The following is a 25,597-nucleotide window of genomic DNA, read 5'->3' as shown; positions in this document are numbered from 1 at the left end:
CGGCTCAGACCGGCTGGGACAGACGCACGGCGAAACGGTCCGTGCTGCGGATCAGCTGATCCGTCGTGCCGGGTTCCAGCGAGGAGTGGCCCGCGTCAGGAACGATGTGCAGGGTGGCTTCGGGCCAGCGGCGGGCCAGGTCGAAGGCGGTCACCGGGGGACAACACAAGTCGTAGCGGCCCTGAATGATGACCGCGGGCAGGTGACGGATGCGGTCCACGCCGTCCAGCAGTTGGGTTTCCGATTCGAAGAACCCGCCGTTGACGACGTAGTGGGCGAGGATCTGCGCGGCGGGCAGCGCCGTGTCGTCGTCGGTCAGCGCGGCGATGAAGGAGGGGTCGGGCGTCAGAGACGAATTGACGGCTTCCCAGCGCATCCACGCACCGGCCCAGCGTCGTGCCACCTCACGGTCGTCTCCGACGAGACGGCGGTGGTACGCCGCGAGAATGTCGTCGCGTTCGTCGCGAGGAACCGGTGCGACGAATCGTTCCCACTCCTCCGGCTGCAGGTTGTGCAGGCCGTTCTGATAGATCCACGTCCGCTCGCTGCGGCGTACGAGATAGATTCCGCGCAGAATCAAGCCGGTCACCCGCGTCGGATGCGACTGGGCATAGGCCAGTGCGAGCGTCGACCCCCACGAGCCGCCGAACACCAACCACGCGTCCACGCCGAGGTGTTCTCGAAGCACCTCCAGATCGTCGACGAGGTGCCAGGTGGTGTTGTCCCGCAGTTCGCCGAGTGGGGTGCTGCGGCCGGCACCACGCTGATCGGGAAGAACGACCCGGTAGCGATTCGGGTCGAAGAACCGCCGCATGACCGGAGCGATACCGCCTCCCGGGCCGCCGTGTAGAAACACCACGGGAATTCCCGCCGGATTGCCGGCTTCTTCCACGTGGAGCTGATGGCCGCTGCCCACATCCACGCGGTGAATCGCATACGGCTCGATCGGCGGGTAAAGGCTGCGCAGTGCTTGGCTCCGGCGAGTCACCACAAGATCGTATCAATGCGTTGCCGTTGCGTAAGGCCCTGAGAACGCCACGTCGGGCGGCCAACTGACCCACCCGGCCGTCGATCCGCTCCCGGATCAGATCGGCATGGCCGCAGTGCCGGGCGTACTGCTCGACCATGTGGACCATCTTGTGACGGATGGTCGACGCTTCGAGGTCACGAGCCCCGTACCGACGGTCGGGGGGCGTCAACGGGTGGATCCGACGATCCAGGCCCTGGTGTCGGCGATCAGGTTCGCCGCGTGCGCGCCGGCGGCGTAGCGGGCCGCGTCGACGGCGTCGGCGACCGCCGCGACCGGATCCGGGTTCGTCGCCCCGTGCAGCGCGAGCCAGATCCACCGGTGCGTGCTGCGGGCGCTCTGGGACCGTCCGGCACGCCGACGCGCCTGTTCGGTCAGGGCGCGGGCGGTGAGGCTGGCGACGACGTCCGGGTCTTCGCCGAGCCCTCCGTGGTGGGCTGCCTGCGCGGCGACCCACCAGGCCAGGTCCCGCAGCTGTGGTTCGGGATCTCGGCCAGCGCCTCGGCGACGGTGTCGAGCGGGTCGCCGGGCTGCGGCCGGCGCGGGCGCAGCGCGGGCAGGGCCGGCACGATCCGGAATCCGACGTCGGCGGCCTCGATCCGGGCCACGTCGTCGGCGCTGATGCCGTGGCCGGTGAACCGCTGCACCGCGAGCAGACCCATCAGCCGCTTGTCGCGCCGGTGGTCGGCGAAGTCGAGGTCGTCGACCGCCGGGGCGACCGGTGGTGGCGCGTCGATGGCGGCGAACGGCTCCACCGATAGCAGCACCGCGCCGTGCTCGGCGAACGACAGCCGGGTCTCCGCCTCGACGTTCCAGAACATGCTGGCGACCCGCCCACCCGCCGACGCCTCGGTCAGTACGGGCGCGGTCGAACCCTCCCAGCCGTTGTATTCGACGGCGATCACGGCCTCACCGACGTCCAGTACCGCTACCCACGGGTCGATCGACTGCCTGCGCACCAGGTCCTCGCCGATCGCCCGCATCGACTCCGGCCGGGCCGGGTCCGCGCCGAATGCGCGCAGCACGGCGCCGACGCCGGCCCCGCTCACGACCGTGACGGTCGCCGCCATGCCCAGGGTGCTGTTGGACAGCCACCGGTACGCGATCTCGGGCCGTTCGGGCCGCGCCGGATCCGCCTCGCCGCGTAGCCGGTAGCCGAGCCGGTCGGCGCGGGCGTACACGATGTCGGGCGCGGCGGGTGCCTGCCAGACCAGCAGCTGGTAGGACTCGCTGCCGCGCAGGTCGGTGTCGTCCCTGCCACGGGCGTGCACTCGAAGCCGGTAGTCGCCCGGCCACGGCGGGGTGACCCGGTGCGGGTTTCCCGCAACAGCAGGACCGCCGCGCCGATCGCGACGCCGAGTACGGCTGGTGGTGTCGTGGCCCATGGTGGGATACCCACCTTGTGCGTGACGGCGGCAGCGGTGGCCACGGCCAGCGCCAACTGCGCGCCACCGTGCGCCGCGGCGATTTCCTGCTCTTCGGTGGTTTCTGGCGCCACCGTCAGCAGGACGGCCACCCGCGGGTCGGTGGCCAGCCGGCGGGCGAGTGCAGTGACCAGGGTGAACACGCCGGGCCGGATCTGCTGCAGCACGGTCGCGCCGGTGACCGCCTCGCTCTGGCCGCTCCCCGTCGCAGTCAGGAAAACGCTGGGTGTCGGCTCGTTCAGAAGACTGGTCAGGTCCGGGGTGTCGGCGAGGTCCAGCTCCGGCACCGTCAGCTCCAGCGCGCCGAGCAGGCGTTCGACAAGCAACGGCGGCAGCGAACCCAGCGCGTCCTGCACCGGCGAAGAGCCCGACGCGGGCCGGGCCCCGAACACCGGCCCGGCCCGGAACGCTGCCTCCCGGATCGGCCAGGCGTCGCCGTCGACGACTGCCCGCAAGCGACCGAGTTCGGCCGCTGGCGCCTTCGGTATGCGGGCGATGATGAGCGGCATCGCCGCGATGACCGGACGCACCATCTCTGCGAGCACCGAATCAGGAACCTCGACCACGACACTCCCGTCGATCAATCCACATCGGGCGGTGCATTTTAGCCGAGTGCCGTACCGCTCAGTCGGCCCGAGTTAGAGCACCACCGGCCCGAGGCGGCGGCATGGCTGCGTGCGCGACTTGCGGCAGGCACGCAACCAAACTGGGATGTCGCCGTCCAGTCACGCCAGAGACGCCAGCGCAGAGCGCACCATCTCCGGGATGAACCGGTCCCACGGCTCCTCAATAACCGTTGTAGCCGTCTAGTGGGGTTACTGTTGATATCACCCGTCAGCAAGTCGAGAGGAATGCGCTGTGAAGCACGTAGCCAAGACCAGGCATCGGTACCGGGATGTGGAGGGCCTGCGGGTGCGCTACCGCGAAGCGGGGACCCCTTCATCGACTGCCGTCGTTCTGCTACATGGAGCCCCGAGCTCGTCCTACTCCTTCCGCGAGGTGCTCCCGCCCCTGGGTGAACATACCTACGTGGTCGCGCCTGACATCCCAGGCTTCGGATTCTCCGACACCCCGCCGGTCGAAGAGTACGAGTACACCTACGAGGGCCTGTCCCACGTGATAGAAGCGCTGCTCGACGACCTTGGTGTGGAGCGGTACATCGTGTTCGTGACGGACTACAGCACACCGGTGGGCTACTTCCTGGCCACCCGGCACCCGGAGCGGGTGCTGGGCCTGGTGGTGCAGAACGGCAACGCGCACGAAGCCGGCCTGGGTGAGGCATGGGACTCGGGTCGCCGGTACTGGGCCGAGCCGACCGAGGAGAACAAGGCCGCCCTGCCGGACTGGTTGACCTTCGAGGGCACGAGGGACACCTACTTGGGCGGCTTGCCCGCGGAGGTCGCAGAGCTGCATCCGCCGGAATCGTGGCATCTGGACTGGGAGCGCTTGTCGCGGCCTGGCAACACCGACGTGTACTTCCAGTTCTTCTACGACTACCGCAAGCACGTGGCACGCTTCGGCGAGATCGCCGAGTACCACTCCGCCTACCAGCCGCCCTGCATGCTGCTGTGGGGCCGGCACGACCCGGCCTTCGACATCGCCGAGGTACTCGCCTACCACCAGGCGTTGACCACGTTCGAGGCGCACATCTTCGACGCCGGACACTTCCTGTTAGAGACCCACGCCGCCGAGGTCGCCGACCTGCTCGTCACCTTCACCCGCAACGTCCTCGACCGCGCGGGGGCGGCCGCATGAACGCGCCGACTCTGACAGTCAAGCCGCTCAGACCGGCAACGTGGGCGACTTCGAGACGGTCATGCCACGCGTGCGCTGGCAAGGGGCGGGAGGTCGCCGGCTCCTGGTCGTGGGTACCTCGACCAGGAGCCGGTCGCGTGGTGCGGCTTCGGCGACCGCACCGACTCTCCCCGCATGCAACGCTCGCCCCTGCTCAAACCGATCGACGACGAACCGGTCGTCTCACTGCCCTGTCTGCTGATGGAGAGTAGCCACCGCGGCGCAGGGCGGTTGCCCGCGTGGATCACCGAGTCTGTGATCACCTCGCCAGGACTTCGCCGACCCGGATGGCCGAGGCATATCCTGTCGAACCCTCTCGGGGGCGGAAGGCAGGGGTTCCGTTTCCTTCCCGGCCTGAAGGCCGGAGTATCCACGGAAGGATTCCGATGACCGCCACCACTGAATGGGTCGAGGACCACTTCATCGCCGGCAACCTCGCACTCGACTTCGCCAACACCGTCTACCGCCGCTGGCCCGACCCAGGCCCAGACCTGTTCACCGACGCCGACGCACTGGCCAACTGGCTCACCCGGACACGGCTGCTCGCAAACGGCGAATCCGGCGTGACCGAGGCGGCGCTAGAGGATGCTCGCGCGCTACGAGCGCTGCTGTGGACGGTCTTCGATGCGCAAAAAGACGGTCACGCCATCCCCACAGATGCCTTTGCAGCTCTGCTGGACACGGCCCGTCGCTCCATCGCAGACCTGGCCATTCACCCTGACGGGTCAACTACTTCGCGCGACGCACACGGTGCGTTCGCAGTTGTGGCGCTGAGGACTATCACGCTCGCGCTCGATCCACCACCGCAGGGCGTGCGCGCCTGCGACCGGTGCGGCTGGTTCTTCATCGACTCATCCCGCGGCCGCAGGCGCCGCTGGTGCAGCATGAAGACCTGCGGCAACCAGGCCAAAGCCGCCCGCTACCGCTCCACCCGTCCGTGATGAGCACGCGCCTTACCCGTCACCCACTGCCACGCCCGTTTGGTCTATTGCTGCTGGCGAGGGGGCGGTTCATCTTGACCGCATTCCGGCCATCTGAGCGCCTACGCCAGGACCTGTTGCAGGAAGGTCCGGTGTTCGGCCGTCCAACGGTGGACCGCCCGAACCTCGTCGACCGCACCCGACGCGCGCAGCCGTACCATCGCCGGCTCACCCGCGTCCGCCGCGGCCGCGATTCCCCGCCAGCAGCGGTCCTGCCACCACAGGATCGTCTCGACCAGAGCCGCCCTGTCCAGCAGTCCGTACGCGTCGGCGATCAGCCGCACCCGCCCGGCCGCGTCGGCGAAATTCGCAGGCCCCTGCTACTCCGGCACCATGACGCACGCCTCCGGCTTGGAGATGGCTGGGCGACCTGGCCGCGGCCGCGGGCATGTCCATCTCCGGCGTACGCACCGCGTACGGCCACCACGACGTCGACGCGGTCGCCAGGGCGGGCATGATCAACGGGTCGATCCGCTCATTGCGGAGGTGGCTCGGCTGAGGCGGCTGGTGGGTTCGCCGCGTGGCGCTGGTAGTGCCGGGACACGCGGGCGCGGTTGCCGCAGGACGGCTTGCACCACGCCTGGCGCGGATGTTCCTTGACGAAGTAACGCACGCAGCGTGGCGCCGGGCAGGCGAGCAGTTGGGTCCGGGCCGGGCCGGCGAGGAATTCGATCGCGGCCCGGGCTAGCCCCGCCGTGAGTCGCAGTCGGGCATCGGCCGGCGCGCAGCGCCAGGCGACTGTCGGCGTCGACTCGTCCGGCCAGCCCAGCACGGGCCGGACCGGCAGCCGGCCGGCGGCCTCATTGAGTTGATCGATGGCGTCCGGCACGGGAAGCAGTGGCGCGGACTCGGCCCGGCTCGGTGCCCCGGGGCGGACCGCATGCGCGAACAGGGTACGCACGGCGCGTCGCAGCGCGACCACGTCGAGGCGGAGTTGCTCGTCGGGCGTGCCGGCGTACGGCTCGGGCTCGGCGGCGTACTCCCGCAGCGGTTCGGCGTGCTCCCGGAGCCAGGTTGTCAGTCCACCGACGTCGGCGAGGTCGTCGGCGACGCCGCCGTTGCCGTCGTGCCGGATGGTGCTGGCCAGGGCGAGCGCGAGCTGCTGTGACATCGGGTCTCCTCTGGTACCTGCCTGACTTGCCCGGCCTGATCGAGTGTAGCCTCCCTAATGTTTGAGACGGAGACAACCATTAGGGGACGTCTTGCTCGTCATCGCGCACCTCAGTGACACGCACCTCGACAGCCATCCCCGCTCGGCCGAACGGACCGCCCGGGTGATGGACTACCTGCACGCCCTGCCACGACCGGTTGACGCGATCCTGATCAGCGGAGACATCGCCGATCACGGCGAGGTGACCGAGTACCGGACCGCCGCGAAGCTCTTCGCGTCTCCACTGCCGGTCATGGTCTGTCCCGGTAACCACGATGTCCGCGACGCGTACCGCAAGGGCCTACTCGGTGACGAGGGCGGCGGCAGCGGCCCGATCAACACCCGGTACGACGTCGCCGGCGCGGTCTTCCTGCTCGCAGACTCGTCGATTCCCGGCGAGAACGACGGTCACCTCGACGCGGAAACCATGGACTGGCTCGCCGATCAACTCGGCTCGGTGCCGGCCGGCAGACCGGTCTTCGTCTCCTTCCACCACCCGCCGGTCGAACTGCACCACCCCGTCGTCGATTCGATGCGGCTGTTTCCCACCGAGCCGCTGGCCGAACTGCTGGCCGCCCATCCGCAGGTCGTCGCGGTACTGACCGGGCACTTTCACACCGCCGCCGCGAGCACCTTCGCCGGCCGACCACTGCGGATCGCGCCCGGTGTCATCTCCACGCTCCGGCTGCCCTGGGAGGGTGACGGGCCGCTGGTCGACCTGCGACAGCCGCCCGGGGTGGCGTTCCACGTCTACGACGACGCGGGGCTGCTGACCACCCACTACCGGGTGGTGGTCTGAGGATGAAGGGGATCTCCGTACTCGGCTTCCTGGTCGCCCTCGCGCCGATCACCATGACGCCGGGGACCAGCCTGACCCTGGTCGTATCACGGGTCGCCGCCGGTGGGCACCGGCAGGGTTGGTGGGTGATCCTCGGTACGGTCACCGGGATCTACGTGCACGCGACTCTCGCAGCCGTCGGCCTCGCCGCACTGGTGCTGCGCTCGTCGCAGGCGTTCTGGATTGTGAAGCTGGTCGGCGCGGGCTATCTGGTCGGGCTCGGCCTGTGGCTGCTCTGGTCGGCGACCCGCCGCCGGCACCCGACCGACTCGGCCACGCTGGACGACCTGTCCCCCCGCCGGCCTCGGCGGCTGCCGTGGCGCGGGCACCACCCGTACCTCCAAGGGCTGCTCGGCAATGTGCTCAACCCCAAGGCTGCCGCCGTGTATCTGACCCTTGCCCCGCAGTTCCTTGACTCTCGACCTGCAGGCGCTGGGCGTTTATCAGGCCGCGCGCACGATCGGACTGCGTATCCCGGCGGACCTGAGCGTGGTCGGCTTCGACGACCTGCCCATCGCCGCCCTGGTCGATCCGCCGATGACCACCATCCACCAGCCGCTGACCGAGATGGCGGTGGCCGCGGCCGAGTTGGCGCTTGCTCTCGGCCGCGGAGGGGAGGTCCGGCAGGCCGGCGTCGAACTGGCGACCACGCTCACGGTTCGCCAGAGCACCGCCCCTCCCGCTGGCTGACGCCACAGGCGGCGGTGCTGGCCAGGGCGCGGAGCGGGCCAGCTGCGCCACTCCGCACCGCACAGGCCGCGGCCAGCACGGCGATGGCATCCAGCACCCGAGCCGTCGCCGACGTGCGCAAAACTGCCCCTTGGCGGCGCGGGGTTGCAAGAGAGTGAAAGGTTTGGATGGGCTTGCGGGCCGCAGGAGAGGCTCTGGCGGCCACCGCCACGCGTACCTCCCTTGAACGACGGCCCGGCCCGGGCAGGCCCGCACTGCCCAAGTCAGTGCGGGGTGTGGACGCAACCGCTTTGCGAGTTGGGCAGTTGTCGCAGGTCGGGCCGGGAATGTCGGGGCGCCGCCTCGGAGCGGCGCCGGCCACAGGGCAGGGCTCGGCCGTGATCACACGGTGGCATCCGTCTGGCGCGGCCGGCGGCCATCTCGATGTGAGACCGCGCTCGTCTCACATCGTGGCCACCGCAGGCGGGTGAGGGCCAGTTTGCGAGCACGTTTCTGAAATGCTGCCGCAAACTCTTGCACATCTTGCAAGGCATAGAGCATCCTCGTCGTCAATCGGATGGCCATCCACCCCCGCACCCACCCTCTCCCCCGAAGGTAGGTCCATCCATGCACGCCCCGAAATCGTCGGTGCGCGGCCGCATCGGTCGCCTGCTGCTTGCCGCCGCGCTCGTCGCGACCGGTGGAACAGTTGCGGCTGCCACCACCGCCACGCCCGCCGGTGCCGCCGTCCCCCTCAACGACAGCGAGGTGACGGCCAACCTGTGGCAATGGAACTGGCCGTCGGTCGCGACCGCCTGCACCAACCATCTCGGTCCTGCTGGATACGGCGCGGTCCAGGTGGCCCCGCCGCAGGAGTCGGTCAGCCTTCCGAACAGCGCCGACGGCGTACACCCCTGGTACGAGGTGTACCAGCCGGTGTCGTACCGGCTGGAGAGCCGGTTCGGTAACCGCCAGCAGTTCGCCGCCATGGTCACCGCCTGCCACAACGCCGGGGTACGGGTCTACGTCGACGCGGTGGTCAACCACATGGCCGGGACGAACAACCCGGGCGGAACGCGCGGGTACGCCGGCACCCAGTTCTCCGGCTACAGCTACCCGGCGGTGCCCTACGGCAACGACGACTTCCACCGGCCGGGCGACAACTGCCCGACCAACGGCACGATCAACGACTGGAACAACGAGGCGCAGGTAACAAGCTGCGAACTACTGTCGCTGGCCGACCTCTACACCGAGAAGGACAGCGTCCGTACCAAGATCGCCGCCTACCTGAACGACCTGATCGGTCTCGGCGTCGACGGGTTCCGGGTGGACGCGGTCAAGCACATCAGGAAGGACGACTTCGCCGCCATCCTGGGCAAGCTCGACAACACCGTCGCCGAGGGCAAGCGCCCGTACGTCGCCCAAGAGATCTTCGACGGCGCCAGCAACGACGCCCTCAAGGCACGGGCCTTCATCGGCAGCGGCGACGTCCTCGACTTCGCCTACGCCAAGGGCATCAGGTCCGCGTTCCAGGGCTCCATCTCCGCCCTGGCGAACATCCCGAACTGGAACCTCGACGCGCCCGGCGCCAACGTCTTCTCCATGGTCACCAACCACGATCTCGAACGCGACGGCGTCGTCCTGTCCTACAAGAACGGCACCGACTACGTCCTGGCCAACTACTTCGCGCTGGCCTACCCGCACGGCAAACCCTCCGTGTTCGACAGCTTCTCCTGGAACAACCGCAACCAGTCCCCGCCGCACAACGGCAGCGGATACGTCACCGACACCGTCTGCGGCGGCACCTGGAACTGCCTGAGCCAGAGCACCGGCATCAAGGGCATGGTCGGCTGGGCCAACGCCGCCAGGTCCGTCAAGACCGTCTCCAACTTCACCACCGTCAACAGCAACGTCATCGGCTTCCACCGCGGCGACCGGGCCTGGATCGGCATCAACGACTCCGGAAGCCCGGTCACCCACACCTTCGTCACCGGCCTCGCCGACGGCGACTACTGCGATGTCATCTCCGGTGGTGCCGGCGGGTCCGGCTGCACCGGTACCCGGATCACCGTCGCCGGCGGCCGGGCCACCGTGACCATCCCGGCCAACAACGCGGTCGCCGCCCACGTCAACGCCCGGCCCGCCCCCGGCGTCACCGTCAGCACCACGTTCACCGCCACCGCCTCCCTCCAGGCCGGCCAGACCCTGCACCTGGTCGGCAACACCGCCGCCCTCGGCGGCGGCAACACCGCCAACTCCATGCCACTGACCGGCAACGGCAGCACGTGGACCGCCACCGCCAACCTGCCGGCCAACACCACGGTCTCCTACCGCTACCTGGTCAAGAACGGCTCGACCGTGACCGGGCAGGAAGCAACCGACCGGACCTTCACCACCCCGGCCAGCGGCACCGCGACCCGAAACGACACGTACGTGCCGGGCCCCGTCACCGACGCCATCGCCACCACCTTCACCGTCGCCGCCGCCAGTGGCCAGGACGTCTACGTGGTCGGCAACATCCCCGCCCTCGGCTCCTGGAACCCGGCCGACGCGGTCGAGCTGCCCCGGGACGGCAGCGTCTTCCGGGGCGTCGTCGACCTGCCGAAGTCCACGACGCTGGAGTACAAGTTCATCAAGAAGACCACCGCAGGCGTCGTGACCTGGGAGTCCGGAGCCAATCGGACCCTCACCACCCCGGCGGGCGGCACCCACGCCGTCACCGAGACCTTCCGGGGCGACACCGTCACCTCGTCGGTCGCCGTCTCCTTCAACGCCAACGCCACCACCCAGTACGGCCAGAACGTCTACGTGGTCGGCAACATCGCCGCCCTCGGCTCCTGGAACCCGGCCAACGCCGTCCCGCTCTCGTCGGCCAGCTACCCCGTGTGGCGGGCGACCGTGAACCTTCCGCCCAACACCGCGGTCGAGTACAAGTACCTCAAGAAGAACCCCGACGGGTCGGTCACCTGGGAGAGCGGCGGTAACCGCCAGCTCACCACCCCGCCCACCGGCACCCACGTCAACAACGACACCTGGAAGTAGATCCCCAAGCGTCATGGTGGTTGGCCCCCGCGCCGCGGAGGCCAACCACCATGCCATTTCCGCTCCACGCCCCTGCGGGCGTTGCACACGGCGATACCACGGGCGGTGAGTCTCGGCCCGCAGCGCGCGGACGTCATACGCTCCGCGACTCTTCCGGCGATCGGGTGACCACGGATCAGTTGCCGGGCCGCGCCGCCAGCACCTCGCGCAGCCGGGCCAGCGCCCAGCCGATCTCGTCGTCGGTGGCGACCAGGGGCGGGGCCAGCCGGATGGTGCTGCCGTGGGTGTCCTTGACCAGGACACCCCGCTCGGCGAGCGCCTCGCAGACCTGGCGGCCGGTGCCGACGGCCGGGTCGATGTCGACACCCGCCCAGGCGCCGACCCCGCGTACGGCGGTGACGCCCCGGCCGAGCAGCGCCCGCAGCCCGTCGTGCAGCACCGCGCCGATCCGGCGGGCGGCGGCCTGGTACTCGCCGGTGGCGAGCAGGTCGACGACGGCGGTGCCGACGGCGGCGGCCAGCGGGTTGCCGCCGAATGTGCTGCCGTGCTCGCCCGGTCCGATCAGCCCGAGCACCTCCCGGTTGGAGACCACCGCGGACACCGGCACCACGCCGCCGCCGAGCGCCTTGCCGAGCAGGTAGACGTCGGGGCGTACGCCGGCGAGTTCGCAGGCGAACGTGGCGCCGGTCCGGCCCAGCCCGGACTGGATCTCGTCGGCGACGAACAGGGCGCGGCGGTCGTCGCAGATCCGCCGTACGCCGGCGAGGTAGCCGGCGGACGGCACGACGACGCCGGCCTCGCCCTGGATCGGCTCGACGAGTACGGCGGCGGTCCGCTCCCCCACCGCGGCGTCGAGCGCGTCGAGGTCGTCGTACGGCACGACGGTGAAGCCGGGGGTGAACGGGCCGAAGCCGGCACGGGCCTGCTCGTCGGTGGAGAAGCTGACCACGGTCGTGGTGCGGCCGTGGAAGTTCCCGGCCGCGACCACGATCTCGGCGGTGTCGGCGGGTACGCCCTTGACCTCGTACGCCCACCGGCGGGCGACCTTGACACCGGTCTCGACCGCCTCGGCACCGGTGTTCATCGGCAGCACCATCTGCATGCCGCACAGGTCGGCGAGTTTGGCGGCGAACGGGCCGAGCCGGTCGTTGTGGAAGGCCCGGCTGGTCAGGGTGGCCCGGTCCAGTTGCGCGCGGGCGGCGGCGAGCAGGGCGGGGTGGCCGTGGCCGAAGTTCAGCGCGGAATAGCCGGCGAGGCAGTCGAGGTAGCGTTTCCCGTCGACGTCGACGACCCAGGCGCCGCGCGCGCTTTCGATGACGACCGGCAGCGGGTGGTAGTTGTGCGCGAGCACGTCGTTTTCGACCTTGATCGCGGCGAGGGTGCGGTTCATCGGCGGATCTCCTGGGTGCAGCACTTGGCGCCGCCGCCGGCCTTGGCCAGTTCCGACAGGTCGACCGGCACCGGCCGGTAGCCGCGGGCGGCGAGCTGGGCGATGAGGTCGGTGGCGGCCTGCGCGACGACCACGTTCTTCCCGTCGGAGACCGAGTTGAGGCCGAAGACGAGGGCGTCGGCCTCGGTGGCGAGGACCGCGTCGGGGAACAGCCGGGCCAGTGTCCGGCGGCTGCCGGTGGAGAACGCCGGCGGGTAGTAGGCGACGTTGTCGTCGTCGAGCACGAACAGCGCGGTGTCGAGGTGGTAGAAGCGCGGGTCGGTGAGCCGCAACGAGACGACCGGCCGGCCGAGGAACTCCTGTGCCTCGCCGTGCGCGGCCGGGTCGGTACGGAAGCCGGAGCCGGCCAGGATCAGGTCCGCGACGACCGCGAAGTCGCCCTCGCCCTCGTTGGCGTAGCCGGGCAGGAACACCTCGCCGAAGCCGGCGGCGGCGAACCAGGCCCGGTAGGCGGGCGCCTCGGGTTCGCGTACCGGTTCACGGAACCGGGCGCCGTAGACCTGCGAGTCGGCGACCAGGGCGCAGTTGGCGGCGAAGACCATGTCGACCAGCCCCGGTTGCGGTTCGACGAGGTGCACGGTGTGTCCGAGCCGGAGGTAGGTGTCGCGCAGGTCCGCCCATTGCCGGCGGGCCAGGTCCCGGTCGACCGGTACGGACGGGTCCATCCACGGGTTGATCGCGTAGACGACGTCGAAGTGGGTCGGCGGGCACATCAGGTATTCGCGCCGGGTGGCGGTCCGCGCCGCCTGGACGGTGGTCGTGCCCGGTGCGGTGGTCGGGGTCTTCGCGGTCAGGCTCATCCGGCCTCGGTCCCATCGGTGCTGGCCCCGCCGTCGGCGAGGATGGTGTCGATAGCTTCTTCCAGGGCCGTCTCGGCGGCGGTGGTCCGCTGGCGCAGTTCGTCGATCCGGGTCCGGTCGGCGGCCAGCCGGGCGGCGAATTCGGCGTTCTCGCGGCGTACGGCGTCCGGTGCCGGGCCGCCGTAGAGGGTGCGCCGGGCCACGAACCCGCGGGCGTCCATGGCTGCGCCGAACTGCTCCGGGGTCAGGCCGCTGGCCCGGCCGATCACCTGGGTCGCCGCCTCGTCGAGCAGGGCGGGCGGGGCGGCGGGCGCGGCCAGTCCGCGTTCGACGCCGAGCCGGACGAAGACGCCGACGATCTGGTGGGCGTGCCGCCAGTCCAGGCCGGTGTGCCGGACGAGGGCGGACGCAACGTCGGTGACCTGGGCCCAGTGCGCGCCGGCCTGCGCGGCCATCCGTGCGGTGTCGACACGCAGGTCGGCGAGGATCTGCGCGGCGTCGCCGACCTTGGCGGTGATCGCGGCGCACATCGACCAGATCGCCTGCTGCGAGTAGCGCCGTTCCATGATCGGGAAACCGGTCGGGCCACGCTCGGCGGTGATCACGCCGACCAGGGCGGCGAGCGCCTGGGTGGCCACCGATTTGACGTCCTCCAGCGCGTCGGGGTTCTTCTTCTGCGGCATGATGCTGCTGGTGCCGCAGAACCGGTCGGGCAGTTCGACGTACGCGAACTCGGACGTCGACCACAGGTAGAGGTCGTCGGCGAGCCGGGCCAGGGTGGCGCCGACGGTGGCGAGCAGGGCCGCCGCCTCCATCTCCAGGTCGTGGCTGAGGATGGCGTCCATCGTGTGCGGCAGCGGGGCGTCGAAGCCGAGCAGGTCGGCGACCCGGTGCCGGTCGAGCGGCAGGTCGCTGCCGGTCAGGATGGCGGCGCCGGCCGGTGACAGGTTGAGCCGGCCGTGGAAGCCGAGCAGCCGTTCGGTGTCGCGGGCGAAGGCGCGTTCGAACATGGTCGCCCAGTGGGCGAACGTCGTCGGCTGGGCGTGCTGGCCGTGGGTGTAGCCGGGCATCACCGTGTCGGCGTGGGTGTCGGCGAGGTCGAGCAGCACGGCGCGCAGGTCGGCGAGGGCCGGCAGCATCGAGTGCAGGTACCAGCGGATCGTCATCCGGCGGGCCACCTCGATCAGGTCGCCGGAACTGCGGCCGAGGTGCAGCCGCCCACCGAGGTCGGCGCCGATCGTGCGGATCAGGTACTGCTCACCGGAGTGCATGCCGCCGCCGGCCTCGATGCGGGCGGCGGCGACGCCGCCGGCCTCCATGCCGCGCAACGCGGCGAGGATGGCCCGGCCCGCGGCCGGGTCGAGCAGCCCCCGCTCGGTGAGCATGACGGCGTGGGCCTTGTCGAAGGCGTGGATCGCGGGCAGCGAGTCGCCGAGCAGTTCGGTGCGGTGCGCCTGGAGGTGCGGCAACTGCTCCTCGGTCAGCCGTACCCCGGTGCCGCGAAAGCCCTGGTATTCGCCGCTCATCGCCGGTCCGCGCCGGAGCCGAAGACCGCGAAGTGGAAGAGCAGGTACGCGGCGAGGGTGGCGGTCGTCGAGGTGTTGTCGTCGGTGAGCGGGTTGACCTCGGTGACCGCGAGCGCGTCACAGTGCGGGGCCAGCAGCCGCACCGCTTCCAGGGCCTCGCCGGAGGTGAGGCCACCGGGTTCGTGGGCGCCGGCGCCGGGCGCGAAGGCCGGGTCGATCGCGTCGATGTCGAACGACAGGAAGACGTGGTCGGCGCCGGACACCCGGTCGAGGATCTGCTCGACGGCGGAGACCGGGCCGAGCGCCTGGAATTCGCGGGCGGTGATGTGGGTCAGGCCGCTCTTGCGCTTGAACTCCGCCGACGACGGGAAGTTGAAGTGCCGTACGGCGACCTGGATGCAGTCCTCGGCGTTGATCCGGTCGAGTTCGAGGCTGCGCCGCATGCCGCTGGACTGGCTGACCCGGCCCTGGAAACGGTTGTGGTCGAGCAGGTCCAGGTGCGCGTCGAAGTGGATCACCGCCACGCGGCCGGGCAGGGCGTCGTGCACGCCCCGGGCGACCGGGAACAGCACCGAGTCGTCGCCGCCGATCATGATCGGCGTACGGCCGGCGCGCAGCGACTCGGCGACCGAGGCGGAGCAGGCGTCGAGGGTGGCGTCGATGTCGTGTCCGACCACGTCGACGTCGCCGCGGTCGCGCAGCAGGTCGTCGCCGACCTCGTGGACCGAGTCGGTCTCCAGCGAGTAGATGGCGCCGTCCTCGATCCGCTGGGTGATCCAGCGCAGGGCGTCGCGGATCCGGCCGGGCGCGTAGCGCGAGCCCGGCCAGCCCAGGGTGGAGCCCCCGTCGAAGGGGACCCCCCACAGGTCGAACTTGCGCGGTTGCTGACGACGTGGCATTGCTGACCTCTCGCGGGTGGTGTGGGGTGTGCTCTCAGCCGAGGACGCGGGAGAGAAATTCCTTGGTCCGGGGGTGCTGGGGGGCGCCGACGACGTCGCGCGGCGGGCCGGACTCGACCACGATGCCGTCGTCCATGAAGACGAGGGTGTCGCCCACCTCGCGGGCGAAGCCGACCTCGTGGGTGACGACGATCATGGTCATGCCGTCGCCGGCGAGCGCCTTCATCACGTCCAGGACCTCGCCGACCAGTTCCGGGTCCAGGGCCGAGGTCGGCTCGTCGAAGAGCATCAGGTACGGCTCCATGGCCAGCGCCCGGGCGATGGCGACCCGCTGCTGCTGGCCACCGCTGAGCTGGCCGGGGTACGCGTCGTACTTGTCGGACAGGCCGACCCGGTCGAGCAGCCGGCGGGCGGCGGCGTGGGCGTCGGAGCGGTTGCGTTTCAGGGCCCGCATCGGCCCCTCGACGACGTTGCCGACGGCGGTCATGTGCGGGAAGAGGTTGAACCGCTGGAAGACCATGCCGATGCCGCGCCGCTGCCGGGCGATCTCGCGTTCGCGCAGCTCGTACAGCTTGCCGTCGCGCAGCTTGTGGCCGACGAGTTCGTCTCGTACCCACAGCTCACCGCCGTCGACCCGCTCCAGCTGGTTGATGCAGCGCAGGAACGTCGACTTGCCGGAGCCCGACGGACCCATGACGCACAGCACCTCGCCGGTGCGTACCTGCAGGGACACGCCGCGCAGGACGTGGACCGGACCGAACGACTTGTGGAGGTCGATGGCGCGCACGACCGGCGTCGCACCCCGCTCCGTCTGCGGCTGGCTCACTGCTCCGGGGCTCCCTTCAACCGGCGCCCGATCGACCGGGCCTTGCGGGTCGGTGTGGACTGGAAGCCCCGGCCGAACCGGCGCTCGACGAAGTGCTGGATGACGCTGAGTACGGAGACCACCGCCAGGTACCAGATGGCCGCGACGATCAGCAGTTCGATCACCCGGTTGTTGGAGTAGTAGATGAACTCGGCCGTTTCCAGCATTTCGCCGTACGTGATGACGGCGGCGAGCGACGACATCTTCAGCGTGCTGATGAACTCGTTGCCCAGCGGCGGCAGGATGACCCGCATCGCCTGCGGCAGCACGATCCGGCGGCGGATCTGGTTGGGGGTGAGGCTGATCGCCTGGGCGGCCTCGATCTGGCCCTTGTCGACCGAGAGGATGCCGGCCCGGACCAGTTCTGCGGTGTAGGCGCTCATGTTGATGCCGAGGCCGAGCAGGGCGGCCATGAACGGCGTCATCACGTCGATCATGCGGGCCTCGAACGGGCCGAAGCCGACGGTCGGGAAGACCAGCGCCAGGTTGTACCAGATCAGCAGCTGGAGCAGGACCGGGATGCCGCGGAAGAGCCAGATGTAGCCGAAGGCGACCGTACGGGTCACCGGGTTGGCCGACATCCGCATCACCGCGACGAGTACGCCGAGGACGATGGCCAGGGCCATCGAGCAGAGCGTGATGATGATCGTGTTCTGCAGGCCGTGCAGGATCGCCGAGGCGGTCAGGTAGCGGCCGACGACCGACCATTCGATGCCGCCCTGGGCGAAGGCCCGGACGAGCAGCGCGACCAACACGATCACGACCGCCGCCGAGACCCACCGGCCGTAGTGCCGCAGCGGCACCCTGGGCAGCCCGGCCAGTTGCCCCGGCCCGGGTGGTGGCGCGGCGGTGGTGGTGCCACCGCGTCCAGTGCTCGTCATCGCGTCTCCTGTCTGTGCTTTCGCCGAGTCTCACCGGGCCGGCGGGGCGCCGGTACCTGACACCGGGTCCAGTCACCGGACCGGGGGCGCTACTTCCTGTCCTGCCCCCGCCCACCGGATCGGTCCGGTGCCGGTCCGGCGAAGTCGTCGGTGTCGGCCGCGCTGTCGGCCAGCAGCGCGAGCCAGAGCTCCATGCGGCCGTACGCCGAACCGAGGTCGCGGCCGGTGACCTGCTCGATCCGGTCGATCCGGGCGCGCAGTGTGTGCCGGTGGATGCCGAGTTCGGCGGCGGTCTCGTTCCAGTGGCCGTTGTGCGCCAGGAAGGAGCGCAGGCTGGCCAGCAGGGCACCCTCGCGCCCCCGGTCGTGCTGCTGCAGCGGTCCGAGCACCCTGCGGACGAACCCGGCCAGCGCCTGCGGCGACTGGGCCCGGAAGAGCATGTGCAGCGCCTCCAGGTCGTCGAACCGGGTCACGGCGCGCCGTTCGGCCCGGCCGACCTCGGCGGCGTGGGTGGCCGCCCGGTACGACAGCCCGACCTGCTCGACCGGCACCACGTCACCGAGGCCGAGCGGCACCATCGGGCGTACCGAGGCCAGTTCGGCCAGGGCCGCGGTGGCCCGGTCGGAGGCGTCGGTGAGCACCGCCACCCGGGCCTGGCGGCCGGCGTCCTGGGCGACGACCGCGCCGGGCAGGCCGGCCTCGGACATCAGTTCGTTGACGTCGTCGCAGACCCGGCCGGCCCGGTCGGCGGCACACAGGTAGACGGCGACCCGCACCGCCGTCGGGTCGAGTTCCCAGGCGGTGGCGTGCTGGCCGGCCACCTGGTCGGTGACGGCGCCGCGCAGGATCTGGGCCAGCGGGTCGGCGCGCAGCCGCCGGACCTGCCGGGTGGCGGCCTGCGAGCGTTCCATCTCCAGCGACAGCAGGGCCACGGCGCCGGCCAGCACCATCCGGCTGTAGTCGCTGGACCGGCCGGGTACGCCGGCGACCAGGAAGCCGCGCATCCGGCCCCGGGCGCCGAGCGTGTGGATCGCCACCGACTCGGTCGGGCCGACCACCGAACCGCTGGAGCGGATGCCCCGTTCCCGGGCCCGCATCACGTCGGGCAGTAGCGCCGGCAGGCGGTCGGCGGCCTGCGGCGGGAAGGCCCGTACGACGTTGGCGGCCAGGTCGGTCAGGACCGCCCAGCCGCCGACGGCACGGGCGGTCGCGGCGACGATCCCGCCCCGGCCGGACTCCACCGCGGCGGCGGTCAGCGCCTGCTGGGCGTCGAACGCGCGGGCGATGGTGTCGTAGCGTTCCGCGGCGAGCAGGTTCGACACGCCCTCGGAGATCGCCACGTACGGGGCGTCGACCGGCACTTCGAGCACTGGCAGCCCGCGTTGTGCGGCGGCCCGGATCAGCGGCTCGGGCACCTGGGCGTGGCCGAGCCCGATGCCGAAGCCGAGCCCGGCCAGGCCGGCGTCGGCCAGCCGGTGGACGTACGGCTCGAACTGCTCCGGCTGTTCGATCTTGAGTCCGGTGGTGAGCAGCAGTTCGCCGCCGCGCAGCCACGGAGTCGGGTCGACGGTTTCGCTGACATGCACCCAGCGCACCTCGTTGCCGAGCCCGGCATCGCCGGCAACCACCCGCAGATTCAGGTCCGGCAACGCCAGGACCTGCGCAATCGTCACGGTCACGGGAACATCCCACCCCCTTCACCGTTGACCACTATTGCGCGAGTGTGACATCGCCGTGAAGTACAGTCCGGGCAGCGGCGACTGGACAAGCGGTCCCCTTCCGGTGCTTGCGTCGCTGCTTGAAAACTGGGGCCACGTTGCCGAGGGGACCGGTGGCGGATGTGCGGCGTGGGTGCCAACGACCACCCGCCGACCCGGAGGAGAAACTGTGAAGAAGCGAGCCATATGGGTGGGCGCGGTCGTGGCCGCGACACTGCTCGCCGGATGTGGCGGCGGCAGCGACGCCGACGCCCCGGCAACCGACCAGTCCGACAATCCGCTGAACGCGATGCTGCCGAAGTCGATCCGCGACGCCGGTGAACTCCGGGTGGGCAACAGCCCGGTCTATCCCCCCATGTCCTACCTGCCGGAGGGCACCGAGGACAAGGAGAAACGACAGGGCTTCGACGTCGACCTGGCCCGGGCCATCGGCGAGAAACTCGGCCTCAAGGTGACCTTCGTGACGCAGGAGTACGAGCAGTACATCCCGTCGCTGGCCACCGGCCGCATCGACGTGGTCGAGTCGGCGATGCAGGACCTCGAGTCGCGCCGGGAGACCGTCGACTTCGTCGACTACTACACCACCGGGCCGCAACTGTTCACGCTGGCCGCCAACGCGGCGCGGTTCCCGACCGAGGCCGACGTGTGCGGCGCGAAGGTCGCCGTCGACAGCGGCGACACCGGCTACCGCAACGCGCTGACCACCTTCAGCCAGCAGGTGTGCGCTCCGGCCGGCAAGGCCGCGGTGCAGGAACTGACCACCAACGGCACCGCCGACGCGCTCCTCCAGTTGCAGCAGGGCCGGGCCGATGTCGGCATCCGGGGCGCCGAGTCGATCCGTTACGTCACCAACGAGCAGGAACCGGGCAAGTACGCCCTGATCGGCAAGCCGATCGCGGAGATCCCGGTCGGGATCGCGGTCAGCAAGCGGCAGAACGAGCTACGGGACGCCGTGGCCGCGGCGCTGAAGTCCCTGATGGACGACGGCACCTACGCCCAGATCGGCGAGAAGTGGGGTCTGTCGGACATCCTCCGGCCGGCCGTGACCATCAACGGGCAGCCGGCGAGCTGACGTGGGCCGCACCGTCCTGCGCGGGGGAACCGTGCTGACCCCGCGCCCGGCCGGCACCGGTGACGTCGTCATCGCCGGACGCGACATCCTGGAGGTCGGGCCGACCGGCCCGGCCTCCGGTCCGGCCACCCTGCCCGGGGCGACCGTGGTCGACTGCGCCGGACTGCTCGTCGTGCCCGGCGTCGTCGACGGCCACCTGCACGTCCTCGGCGGGGGCGGCGGCTCCGGCTACCACACGCGAATCCCCGAACTGCCCGCCGACGTGATCGTCGAGGCCGGCACCACCAGCTGCGTCGGCATGCCGGGCGTCGACCCGATCACCCGCAACCCCGAGGCGCTGCTCGCCCGCACGTACGCGCTGCCGGTCACCGGCCCGCGCGCCCGGGCGATGGCCGGCGGCTTCCACTGGCCGCCGCCGACCGTCACCGGGTCGGTGCTGCGCGACCTGCACCTGCTCCCGCACCTCGTCGGCGTCAAGATCGCCCTGTACGAGCACCGGGCCACCGCCCCCGGACCGGCCGAACTCGCCCGGCTGCTGCGCGAACTCGAATGGGCCGCCGGGGCGACCGGCAAGGGCTGCCTGCTGCACGTGCACCTCGGCACCGGCGCCGGCGACCCGGACCTGCTCCCCCGGGCACTCGACGAATCCGGAGCGGATCCGCGCCGGCTCCAGGTCACCCACGCCAACTACACCACCGGCACCCTCGCCCTGGCCACCCGCCTGGGCGGCCTCGGCTGCTGGGTCGACGTCAACCCGCTGATCAACCCGGACCGGATCGCCGGCGCGGTCGCCCCGGTCGACGCCGTCGCGGCGCTGCTGGCCGGGGGCATACCCGCCGACCGGCTCACGCTCAGCAGCGACGGCAACGCCTCGGTGCCGCGTACGCTGCCGGACGGCACCACCGAACCGTTCGCGTACCGGGTCGAACTGCTGCCCACCGTACGGGCACTGACCGTCGCCGGTGTGCTCGACCTGCCCGACGCGCTGGCCCTGGTGACCGCCAACCCGGCCGCCGCGCTACGCCTCGACCGCGGCGGCCCGGCCGGCCCCGGCGGCCTCGGCGCACTACGTGCGGGCGGCCCCGCCGACATCGCCGTGCTCGACCCCGACCTGCGGGTCCGGCACGTGTTCCGCGACGGTGAGCACCTGGTCCGCGACGGCCGGGCCGTCGCCCCGGACCCGTTCCGCCCGCCGCACCGGCCGGACCCGGCGCCGTGACCGGGCAGCCGATGCGGCAGGTGCTGTTCGCGCCCGACGGAGCCGACGCACCGACCGGCCCCACCGGCAGCCAGCCGGCGCCGCCGCGACCGGTCTGGCACGAGGCACCGGTCCCGGCCCCGGCCGGCGGGCAGGTGCTCGTCGCGGTCCAGGCGGCCGGACTCAACCGGGCCGACCTGCTGCAACGCGACGCCGACTACACCCCGCCGCCCGGCGAGTCCGCCGTACCCGGGCTGGAGTGCGCCGGCACCGTCGCCGCGGTCGGCCCGGACGTCACCGGCTGGCGGGTCGGGGACCGGGTCTGCGCGCTGCTCGGCAGCGGCGGCTACGCCACCCACGCGCTCGTGCCCCAGGGGCAACTGCTGCCCGTGCCCGCCGGGTGGACGACCACCGACGCGGCCGTACTGCCGGAGGCGCTGGCGACCGTCTGGTGGAACCTGCGGATGGTCGCCGGCGTACGCCCCGGCGACCGGGTACTCGTCCACGCCGCCAACTCCGGCGTCGGCACCACCGCCGTCAAGGTCGCCCGGGCGCTCGGCGCCACCGTCGCCGGCACCGTCCGCGGCCAGGTGCTCGCCGACGCCGTACGCGGGCTCGGCGCCGACCCGGTCGTGGACTCCACCGCCCCGGACGCCGCCGACGAACTGCGCCGGCTGGCACCGGACGGCTTCGACGTCGTACTCGACCTCGTCGGCGCCGCGGTCGCCGGACTGACCCTCGCCGGCCTGCGTACCGGCGGCCGGTGGCTCAGCGTCGGTGTCCTCGGTGGCGACGAGGTGCCGCTGAGCCTGCGTACGGTGATCCGCCGCCGGCTGGTCGTCACCGGCGGCTCGCTGCGCAGCCTGCCCCCGGCCGAGAAGGCCGCCATCATCGCCGACCTGCGCCGGGCCGCCCCGTGGGCCGGGCCGGTCGACCTGCGGCCGGTCGTCGCCGCCCGCTACCCCGCCGCCCGCGTCGCCGCCGCCCTGGAACATCTGGAACGCGGCGGACTGCTCGGCAAGATCGTGCTGACCGACTTCGAGGAGATCGCGTGACCCCGTCCCCCAACCCCGTCGGCCTGGCGCTCGGCTACGACCCGACGGTCACCGTACGGCAGATGGCCGACTCGGCCGCCGCCGCCGAACGGGCCGGCTTCGACACCGCCTTCTTCTCCGAGACGCTGTTCACCAACCGCGACTCGGTCTCGGCCCTGGCCGCGTTCGGGCTGGCCACGCAGCGGGTCGCGCTCGGAGCGACGCAGGTCGTCCGGTTGCGCAGCCCGCTGGTGATGGCGCAGAGCGCCGCCACCCTCGACGAACTCAGCGGCGGCCGGCTGGTCCTGGTCCTGGGCGCCTTCACCGCCAAGCACGCGGCCCGCAACGGCCGGCCGCTGACCGATCCGGTGACCACGCTGCGCGAGTACGTCGAGTCGATCCGCGCCCTGCTCACCGGCGAACCGGTCACCTACCACGGCGAGGTCGTGCGGCTCGACGACGTCGCGCTGAACTTCAAACCGGTACGCCCCGACATCCCGATCTGGATCGCCGCCGCCAGCCGCAAGGGGCTGGTCAACGCGGCGTCGATCGGCGACGGGCTGCTGCTGGACGCCGGCACCTCGCCGGAGTACTCGGCGAACGCGGTCGCGCTGCTGCGCGAAAGCGCCGAACGGGCCGGCCGCGACCCGGACGGCCTCGCCGTCGCCCAACTGATCAACACCTCGATCGAGGACGACCGGGACACGGCGGTCGAGGCGATCCGCTGGGAGGTGGCGACGAAGTTCAAGTACGCCTCCACCCCGAAGGCCAAGATGTCGGTCGGCGAGCCCACCATCGACCCGGCCGACCTGCCCCGGTTCGCCGAGGCGTACGCGTCGGGCGGCGAGGCGGCGCTGCAGCGGGTGCTGCCGGAGCGGTACGTCACCTCGCTGACCGCGACCGGCACCGTCGACGACGTACGGGCCCGGGTCGACGCCTACCGGGCGGCGGGCGTCACGATGCCACTGGTCCGCCCGGCCGCCCCGCACCAACTCGACAAGCTCCTGAGCACGTTCGGGAGTTGACGTGATCGTCTGCGGCTCAGGCGTTCCGCACCCGGCGTGTCGGGCGTCCGAGCCGCAGACGATCAAGCCGGCCCGGATGCGCCGCCGGCAGCCGTCACCTCGGTCAGGCGCCAGGCGGCGTTGATCAGGCCGATGTCGGAGAGCGCCTGCGGGTGGTCGCCGAGCCGCCGCCCGGTCGCCAGGCGGCGCATGGTCAAGGTGGGATTCGGAGCCTGTGGGAAGCTCCCTGGATGAGCGAGTCGGCTTGGCCCGAGGTGTCGGCGGCGGTGGCGGCAGCGCCGTATCCCGCCGAGGTACTGCCTCCGGATCCTGCGGCGGCGGAACGCTGCCTGACGGCCCTCGGGATGTCCACGCGGTCGTGGTTGGGTGCGGTCGTGGCGCACTCGGGCGGCTTGCTGGTTGACCACGGCTGGCTACGGGTGTTGGGCAGCGGCAGCGGTCGTCTGCCAGATGTCGTCACCGAGGCGAATCCGGCCGTGGGCGTGCTGGTCGTGGGGCATGACGTTCTGGGCGGGCAGTTCGCCTGGTTGCAGCCCGAGCCGGGGGTTCCGCCCACGGTCCACTACTTCGGGCCGGACGACCTTGGCTGGCAGGACCTTGAACAGGGATATGCCGACTGGCTGCACGCGGTGTTGTCCGGATCCCTGACGGCGTTCTATGAGACGTTGCGCTGGCCCGGCTGGCAGGCTGAGGTCTCGGACCTGCTGCTTGATCAGGGAATACACACCTGGCCGCCGCCCTGTACCGTCGAAGGTAAGGACTTGGGCGTCGTGTCGCGGAATGCGATTCCGATGACAGAGTTGGTGTCGTTCCACCACGAGATGGCGCGGCAGTTGGGTCAGCCGGATCCAGCATGACGTGTTCGTCCTCCTTCCAGGAACTGCGCGCGCCGGCGTCACTGGCATCGCCGCGTACGTGGAGCTCGAAGTGCTGGTGTGGGCCCCTGGAGTGGCCAGTGGAGCCGACGAGCCCGATGGGTTGACCTGCCGCGACCTGCTGATCGACGGCGACCATGGGTGGCTGGTTCATGTGGCAGTAGCAGATCAGGATCCCGCCTGTACCCCGTCAGCCCTGACCCCGGCTCACGGTGCCGCGGGCTGCGTTTGCTTTGTGGCCTGCTAAGCAGGGCCGTCACCGTCGCCCCCATACCCTACGCGGCGGACCTTCTGAATCTGTCTGCGAGAACTGGAGCCATTCGTAAGCAAGTTTCAGGGCCAACTCGGGCCGTTCTGCATGATCAATGTAGGTGAGTTCGAGAGCCACCCAGTGCGAGCCAGACGTCGCCAGCGGTGGCTCTCAAACTCAGCAAAACCGAGGTCAGAGCCCGGCACCCGGCTGGAGCGGAGCGGGAACCTAATCCTGTGATGGCTCGGCTTGGTCACCCTCTCGCTGAAGGAAGGCAAGTAGGTCGGCCGCATGGGGCAACCGGATCGGTGGAGTCAGCTCTCGCATGGCGAGGAGACCCGCGATCGGACCGCGACGCACGGCCGTGCCCACGGCCTGCTGGTCCTCAAGCGACAACGACTGCCAGGTCTGCCTGGCCGCGCACATGCTGCAGAGCCTGCCGACGTGCTCAGCGTCGGCGACCGAACATCGCGTCGTACAGCCGGGACAAGTGAAGTGGAACATGATCGGATCATGCGACCAACGCATCCGGGCCAGCAACCGCTGCAAGTGGTGGACAACCCCTCCGGCAACCACACCATCAGCTACGAGTACGTGCCCAACGGGGCGCTATCGATCACCAAACTGTCCCTCGTACCGATTGATCCGCTGCCATGACAGACGGAAAAGACTGTCGGCGGCGGACGTTGTGACGGTTGGTTACGCCGGGAACCACGCTGTCTCTATGCGCTCGGCTGTACGCCTACCTGCCGCTGGCGCAACACCCAGCGCCATGGTGCCGTCGGGATCCTCGTCGGGCGCAGGCGGCCGTCATGCTTCGTCGATCGGCAGTCCGACGTCGCCGAGGCTGTTCAGCAGCCGATCCCGTGCGGCGTCGAGACGACCTGCGTAGTCCGGCATAAAGACCTCGACCAGCGAGGTCTCCAAGGTGCCAGCGATCTGATGCAGCGGCGACCACACCGCACGGTCCTGATTCACCAGGCTGTCGAACTCCTCGGTTCCCATCCGGTGGTACAGCCAGTCCGACAACACCAGCGCCTGATCCCGGGTGAGCTTGATCGTGAAGTCGTCGTCGGCCAC

At 70.8% G+C, this 25,597-nt stretch carries 25 protein-coding genes and 3 pseudogenes; 12 read left to right on the top strand and 16 right to left on the bottom strand.

Going from position 1 to position 25,597, the window contains the following annotated elements; genetic code table 11:
- Positions 1–4: 4 nt before the first annotated feature.
- The 4 genes and pseudogenes from pip to QCD66_RS16470 all read right to left on the bottom strand — a co-directional run bounded on the left by pip (position 5) and on the right by QCD66_RS16470 (position 3,017).
- Positions 5–988: a prolyl aminopeptidase gene (gene pip, locus QCD66_RS16485; protein WP_364220373.1), complete on the bottom strand. Its 984-nt coding sequence runs from the start codon at positions 986–988 to the stop codon at positions 5–7.
- Positions 989–1,052: 64 nt separating this feature from the next.
- A pseudogene (locus QCD66_RS16480) lies at positions 1,053–1,175 on the bottom strand (DUF664 domain-containing protein); the annotation flags it as partial.
- 226 nt (positions 1,176–1,401) lie between these two features.
- Positions 1,402–2,076 (bottom strand): DUF6461 domain-containing protein, encoded by a 675-nt coding sequence (locus QCD66_RS16475; protein WP_407567189.1) that lies wholly within the window; start codon positions 2,074–2,076, stop codon positions 1,402–1,404.
- Positions 2,073–3,017 carry a hypothetical protein gene (locus QCD66_RS16470; protein ID WP_407567188.1) on the bottom strand — a complete coding sequence of 315 codons (945 nt, stop codon included), beginning with the start codon at positions 3,015–3,017 and terminating at the stop codon, positions 2,073–2,075. Before QCD66_RS16470 ends, QCD66_RS16475 begins: the two co-directional genes overlap by 4 nt.
- Before the next feature lie 292 nt (positions 3,018–3,309).
- On the opposite strand from QCD66_RS16470, the gene QCD66_RS16465 reads away from it, so the two are divergent.
- Entirely contained in the window at positions 3,310–4,206 is an 897-nt protein-coding gene (locus tag QCD66_RS16465) for an alpha/beta fold hydrolase (protein ID WP_407567187.1), read from the top strand.
- A gap of 425 nt (positions 4,207–4,631) precedes the next feature.
- A complete protein-coding gene (locus tag QCD66_RS16460; RefSeq protein ID WP_375734703.1) occupies positions 4,632–5,186 on the top strand; it encodes a CGNR zinc finger domain-containing protein in 555 nt (184 codons plus the stop codon).
- Positions 5,187–5,287: 101 nt separating this feature from the next.
- Here QCD66_RS16460 and QCD66_RS16455 read toward each other — a convergent pair whose 3' ends face one another.
- Complete coding sequence (locus QCD66_RS16455; RefSeq protein ID WP_364220382.1) at positions 5,288–5,509, bottom strand: hypothetical protein; 222 nt, start codon at positions 5,507–5,509, stop codon at positions 5,288–5,290.
- A 191-nt stretch (positions 5,510–5,700) separates the two neighbouring features.
- On the bottom strand, positions 5,701–6,336 hold the full coding sequence (locus tag QCD66_RS16450; protein WP_375734704.1) for a CGNR zinc finger domain-containing protein: 636 nt from the start codon (positions 6,334–6,336) through the stop codon (positions 5,701–5,703).
- A gap of 91 nt (positions 6,337–6,427) precedes the next feature.
- Here QCD66_RS16450 and QCD66_RS16445 point away from each other — a divergent pair, with 91 nt between their 5' ends.
- The 4 genes and pseudogenes from QCD66_RS16445 (at position 6,428) to QCD66_RS16430 (ending at position 10,924) form a co-directional block, all read left to right on the top strand.
- Positions 6,428–7,174, top strand: coding sequence for a metallophosphoesterase (locus QCD66_RS16445; RefSeq protein ID WP_375734705.1), 747 nt, complete (start codon positions 6,428–6,430; stop codon positions 7,172–7,174).
- Positions 7,175–7,176: 2 nt separating this feature from the next.
- Positions 7,177–7,572: pseudogene (locus tag QCD66_RS16440) on the top strand (LysE family translocator); the annotation flags it as partial.
- 52 nt (positions 7,573–7,624) lie between these two features.
- The gene (locus tag QCD66_RS16435; RefSeq protein ID WP_364220391.1) at positions 7,625–7,903 is read left to right on the top strand and encodes a substrate-binding domain-containing protein; all 279 of its coding nucleotides are present in this window, start codon (positions 7,625–7,627) and stop codon (positions 7,901–7,903) included.
- Between the two features lie 606 nt (positions 7,904–8,509).
- Positions 8,510–10,924 (top strand): carbohydrate-binding module family 20 domain-containing protein, encoded by a 2,415-nt coding sequence (locus QCD66_RS16430; protein WP_375734706.1) that lies wholly within the window; start codon positions 8,510–8,512, stop codon positions 10,922–10,924.
- Between the two features lie 175 nt (positions 10,925–11,099).
- Here the strand turns inward: QCD66_RS16430 and rocD are convergent, their stop codons facing one another.
- The 7 genes from rocD to QCD66_RS16395 all read right to left on the bottom strand — a co-directional run bounded on the left by rocD (position 11,100) and on the right by QCD66_RS16395 (position 19,024).
- Positions 11,100–12,314 (bottom strand): ornithine--oxo-acid transaminase, encoded by a 1,215-nt coding sequence (gene rocD, locus QCD66_RS16425; RefSeq protein WP_364220397.1) that lies wholly within the window; start codon positions 12,312–12,314, stop codon positions 11,100–11,102.
- Entirely contained in the window at positions 12,311–13,174 is an 864-nt protein-coding gene (gene ddaH, locus QCD66_RS16420; protein ID WP_364220400.1) for a dimethylargininase, read from the bottom strand. Before ddaH ends, rocD begins: the two co-directional genes overlap by 4 nt.
- A complete protein-coding gene (argH, locus tag QCD66_RS16415) occupies positions 13,171–14,700 on the bottom strand; it encodes an argininosuccinate lyase (protein ID WP_375734707.1) in 1,530 nt (509 codons plus the stop codon). Before argH ends, ddaH begins: the two co-directional genes overlap by 4 nt.
- Entirely contained in the window at positions 14,697–15,599 is a 903-nt protein-coding gene (locus tag QCD66_RS16410) for an arginase family protein (RefSeq protein ID WP_375734708.1), read from the bottom strand. The genes argH and QCD66_RS16410 overlap by 4 nt, the downstream gene beginning before the upstream one ends.
- A 34-nt stretch (positions 15,600–15,633) precedes the next feature.
- Positions 15,634–16,425, bottom strand: a complete 792-nt coding sequence (locus tag QCD66_RS16405; RefSeq protein WP_357534493.1) for an amino acid ABC transporter ATP-binding protein — start codon at positions 16,423–16,425, stop codon at positions 15,634–15,636.
- Positions 16,422–17,345 (bottom strand): amino acid ABC transporter permease, encoded by a 924-nt coding sequence (locus QCD66_RS16400; RefSeq protein ID WP_364220409.1) that lies wholly within the window; start codon positions 17,343–17,345, stop codon positions 16,422–16,424. Before QCD66_RS16400 ends, QCD66_RS16405 begins: the two co-directional genes overlap by 4 nt.
- Positions 17,346–17,434: 89 nt before the next feature.
- The gene (locus tag QCD66_RS16395) at positions 17,435–19,024 is read right to left on the bottom strand and encodes a PucR family transcriptional regulator ligand-binding domain-containing protein (protein WP_364220412.1); all 1,590 of its coding nucleotides are present in this window, start codon (positions 19,022–19,024) and stop codon (positions 17,435–17,437) included.
- Positions 19,025–19,232: 208 nt separating this feature from the next.
- Between QCD66_RS16395 and QCD66_RS16390 the strand changes: the two genes are divergently transcribed.
- From QCD66_RS16390 to QCD66_RS16375, 4 genes are read left to right on the top strand one after another with little or no spacing between them, the layout of a single operon-like run.
- Positions 19,233–20,135 (top strand): transporter substrate-binding domain-containing protein, encoded by a 903-nt coding sequence (locus QCD66_RS16390; protein WP_375734709.1) that lies wholly within the window; start codon positions 19,233–19,235, stop codon positions 20,133–20,135.
- A 1-nt stretch (position 20,136) separates the two neighbouring features.
- Complete coding sequence (locus QCD66_RS16385) at positions 20,137–21,354, top strand: hypothetical protein (RefSeq protein WP_375734710.1); 1,218 nt, start codon at positions 20,137–20,139, stop codon at positions 21,352–21,354.
- Positions 21,351–22,388 (top strand): NAD(P)H-quinone oxidoreductase, encoded by a 1,038-nt coding sequence (locus QCD66_RS16380; RefSeq protein WP_375734711.1) that lies wholly within the window; start codon positions 21,351–21,353, stop codon positions 22,386–22,388. The genes QCD66_RS16385 and QCD66_RS16380 overlap by 4 nt, the downstream gene beginning before the upstream one ends.
- On the top strand, positions 22,385–23,392 hold the full coding sequence (locus QCD66_RS16375; RefSeq protein ID WP_375734712.1) for an LLM class flavin-dependent oxidoreductase: 1,008 nt from the start codon (positions 22,385–22,387) through the stop codon (positions 23,390–23,392). The genes QCD66_RS16380 and QCD66_RS16375 overlap by 4 nt, the downstream gene beginning before the upstream one ends.
- A gap of 62 nt (positions 23,393–23,454) precedes the next feature.
- Here QCD66_RS16375 and QCD66_RS16370 read toward each other — a convergent pair whose 3' ends face one another.
- Positions 23,455–23,589, bottom strand: a complete 135-nt coding sequence (locus QCD66_RS16370) for a hypothetical protein (protein ID WP_375734722.1) — start codon at positions 23,587–23,589, stop codon at positions 23,455–23,457.
- A gap of 33 nt (positions 23,590–23,622) precedes the next feature.
- Between QCD66_RS16370 and QCD66_RS16365 the strand changes: the two genes are divergently transcribed.
- Positions 23,623–24,249, top strand: a complete 627-nt coding sequence (locus QCD66_RS16365; RefSeq protein ID WP_364220426.1) for a DUF2625 family protein — start codon at positions 23,623–23,625, stop codon at positions 24,247–24,249.
- Positions 24,250–24,298: 49 nt separating this feature from the next.
- Here the strand turns inward: QCD66_RS16365 and QCD66_RS16360 are convergent.
- Positions 24,299–24,436, bottom strand: a pseudogene (locus QCD66_RS16360) (M23 family metallopeptidase); the annotation flags it as partial.
- Positions 24,437–24,961: 525 nt separating this feature from the next.
- Here QCD66_RS16360 and QCD66_RS16355 point away from each other — a divergent pair.
- A complete protein-coding gene (locus QCD66_RS16355; protein ID WP_364220429.1) occupies positions 24,962–25,174 on the top strand; it encodes a hypothetical protein in 213 nt (70 codons plus the stop codon).
- A gap of 153 nt (positions 25,175–25,327) precedes the next feature.
- Here the strand turns inward: QCD66_RS16355 and QCD66_RS16350 are convergent, their stop codons facing one another.
- Positions 25,328–25,597, bottom strand: a complete 270-nt coding sequence (locus tag QCD66_RS16350; protein ID WP_375734713.1) for a hypothetical protein — start codon at positions 25,595–25,597, stop codon at positions 25,328–25,330.

Source organism: Polymorphospora sp. A560, assembly GCF_045781765.1.
GTDB lineage: Bacteria > Actinomycetota > Actinomycetes > Mycobacteriales > Micromonosporaceae > Polymorphospora > Polymorphospora lycopeni.
The sequence above is the reverse complement of the archived record's forward strand: the minus strand, read 5'-3'. Positions and strand labels throughout refer to the sequence as shown.

Bases quoted from the DNA above. Each gene is read 5' to 3' on its own strand.
- QCD66_RS16460 (WP_375734703.1), top strand. From the start codon at position 4,632: ATGACCGCCACCACTGAATGGGTCGAGGACCACTTCATCGCCGGCAAC.
- QCD66_RS16450 (WP_375734704.1), bottom strand. From the start codon at position 6,336: ATGTCACAGCAGCTCGCGCTCGCCCTGGCCAGCACCATCCGGCACGAC.
- QCD66_RS16430 (WP_375734706.1), top strand. From the start codon at position 8,510: ATGCACGCCCCGAAATCGTCGGTGCGCGGCCGCATCGGTCGCCTGCTG.
- rocD (WP_364220397.1), bottom strand. From the start codon at position 12,314: ATGAACCGCACCCTCGCCGCGATCAAGGTCGAAAACGACGTGCTCGCG.
- ddaH (WP_364220400.1), bottom strand. From the start codon at position 13,174: ATGAGCCTGACCGCGAAGACCCCGACCACCGCACCGGGCACGACCACC.
- argH (WP_375734707.1), bottom strand. From the start codon at position 14,700: ATGAGCGGCGAATACCAGGGCTTTCGCGGCACCGGGGTACGGCTGACC.
- QCD66_RS16410 (WP_375734708.1), bottom strand. From the start codon at position 15,599: ATGCCACGTCGTCAGCAACCGCGCAAGTTCGACCTGTGGGGGGTCCCC.
- QCD66_RS16400 (WP_364220409.1), bottom strand. From the start codon at position 17,345: ATGACGAGCACTGGACGCGGTGGCACCACCACCGCCGCGCCACCACCC.
- QCD66_RS16365 (WP_364220426.1), top strand. From the start codon at position 23,623: ATGAGCGAGTCGGCTTGGCCCGAGGTGTCGGCGGCGGTGGCGGCAGCG.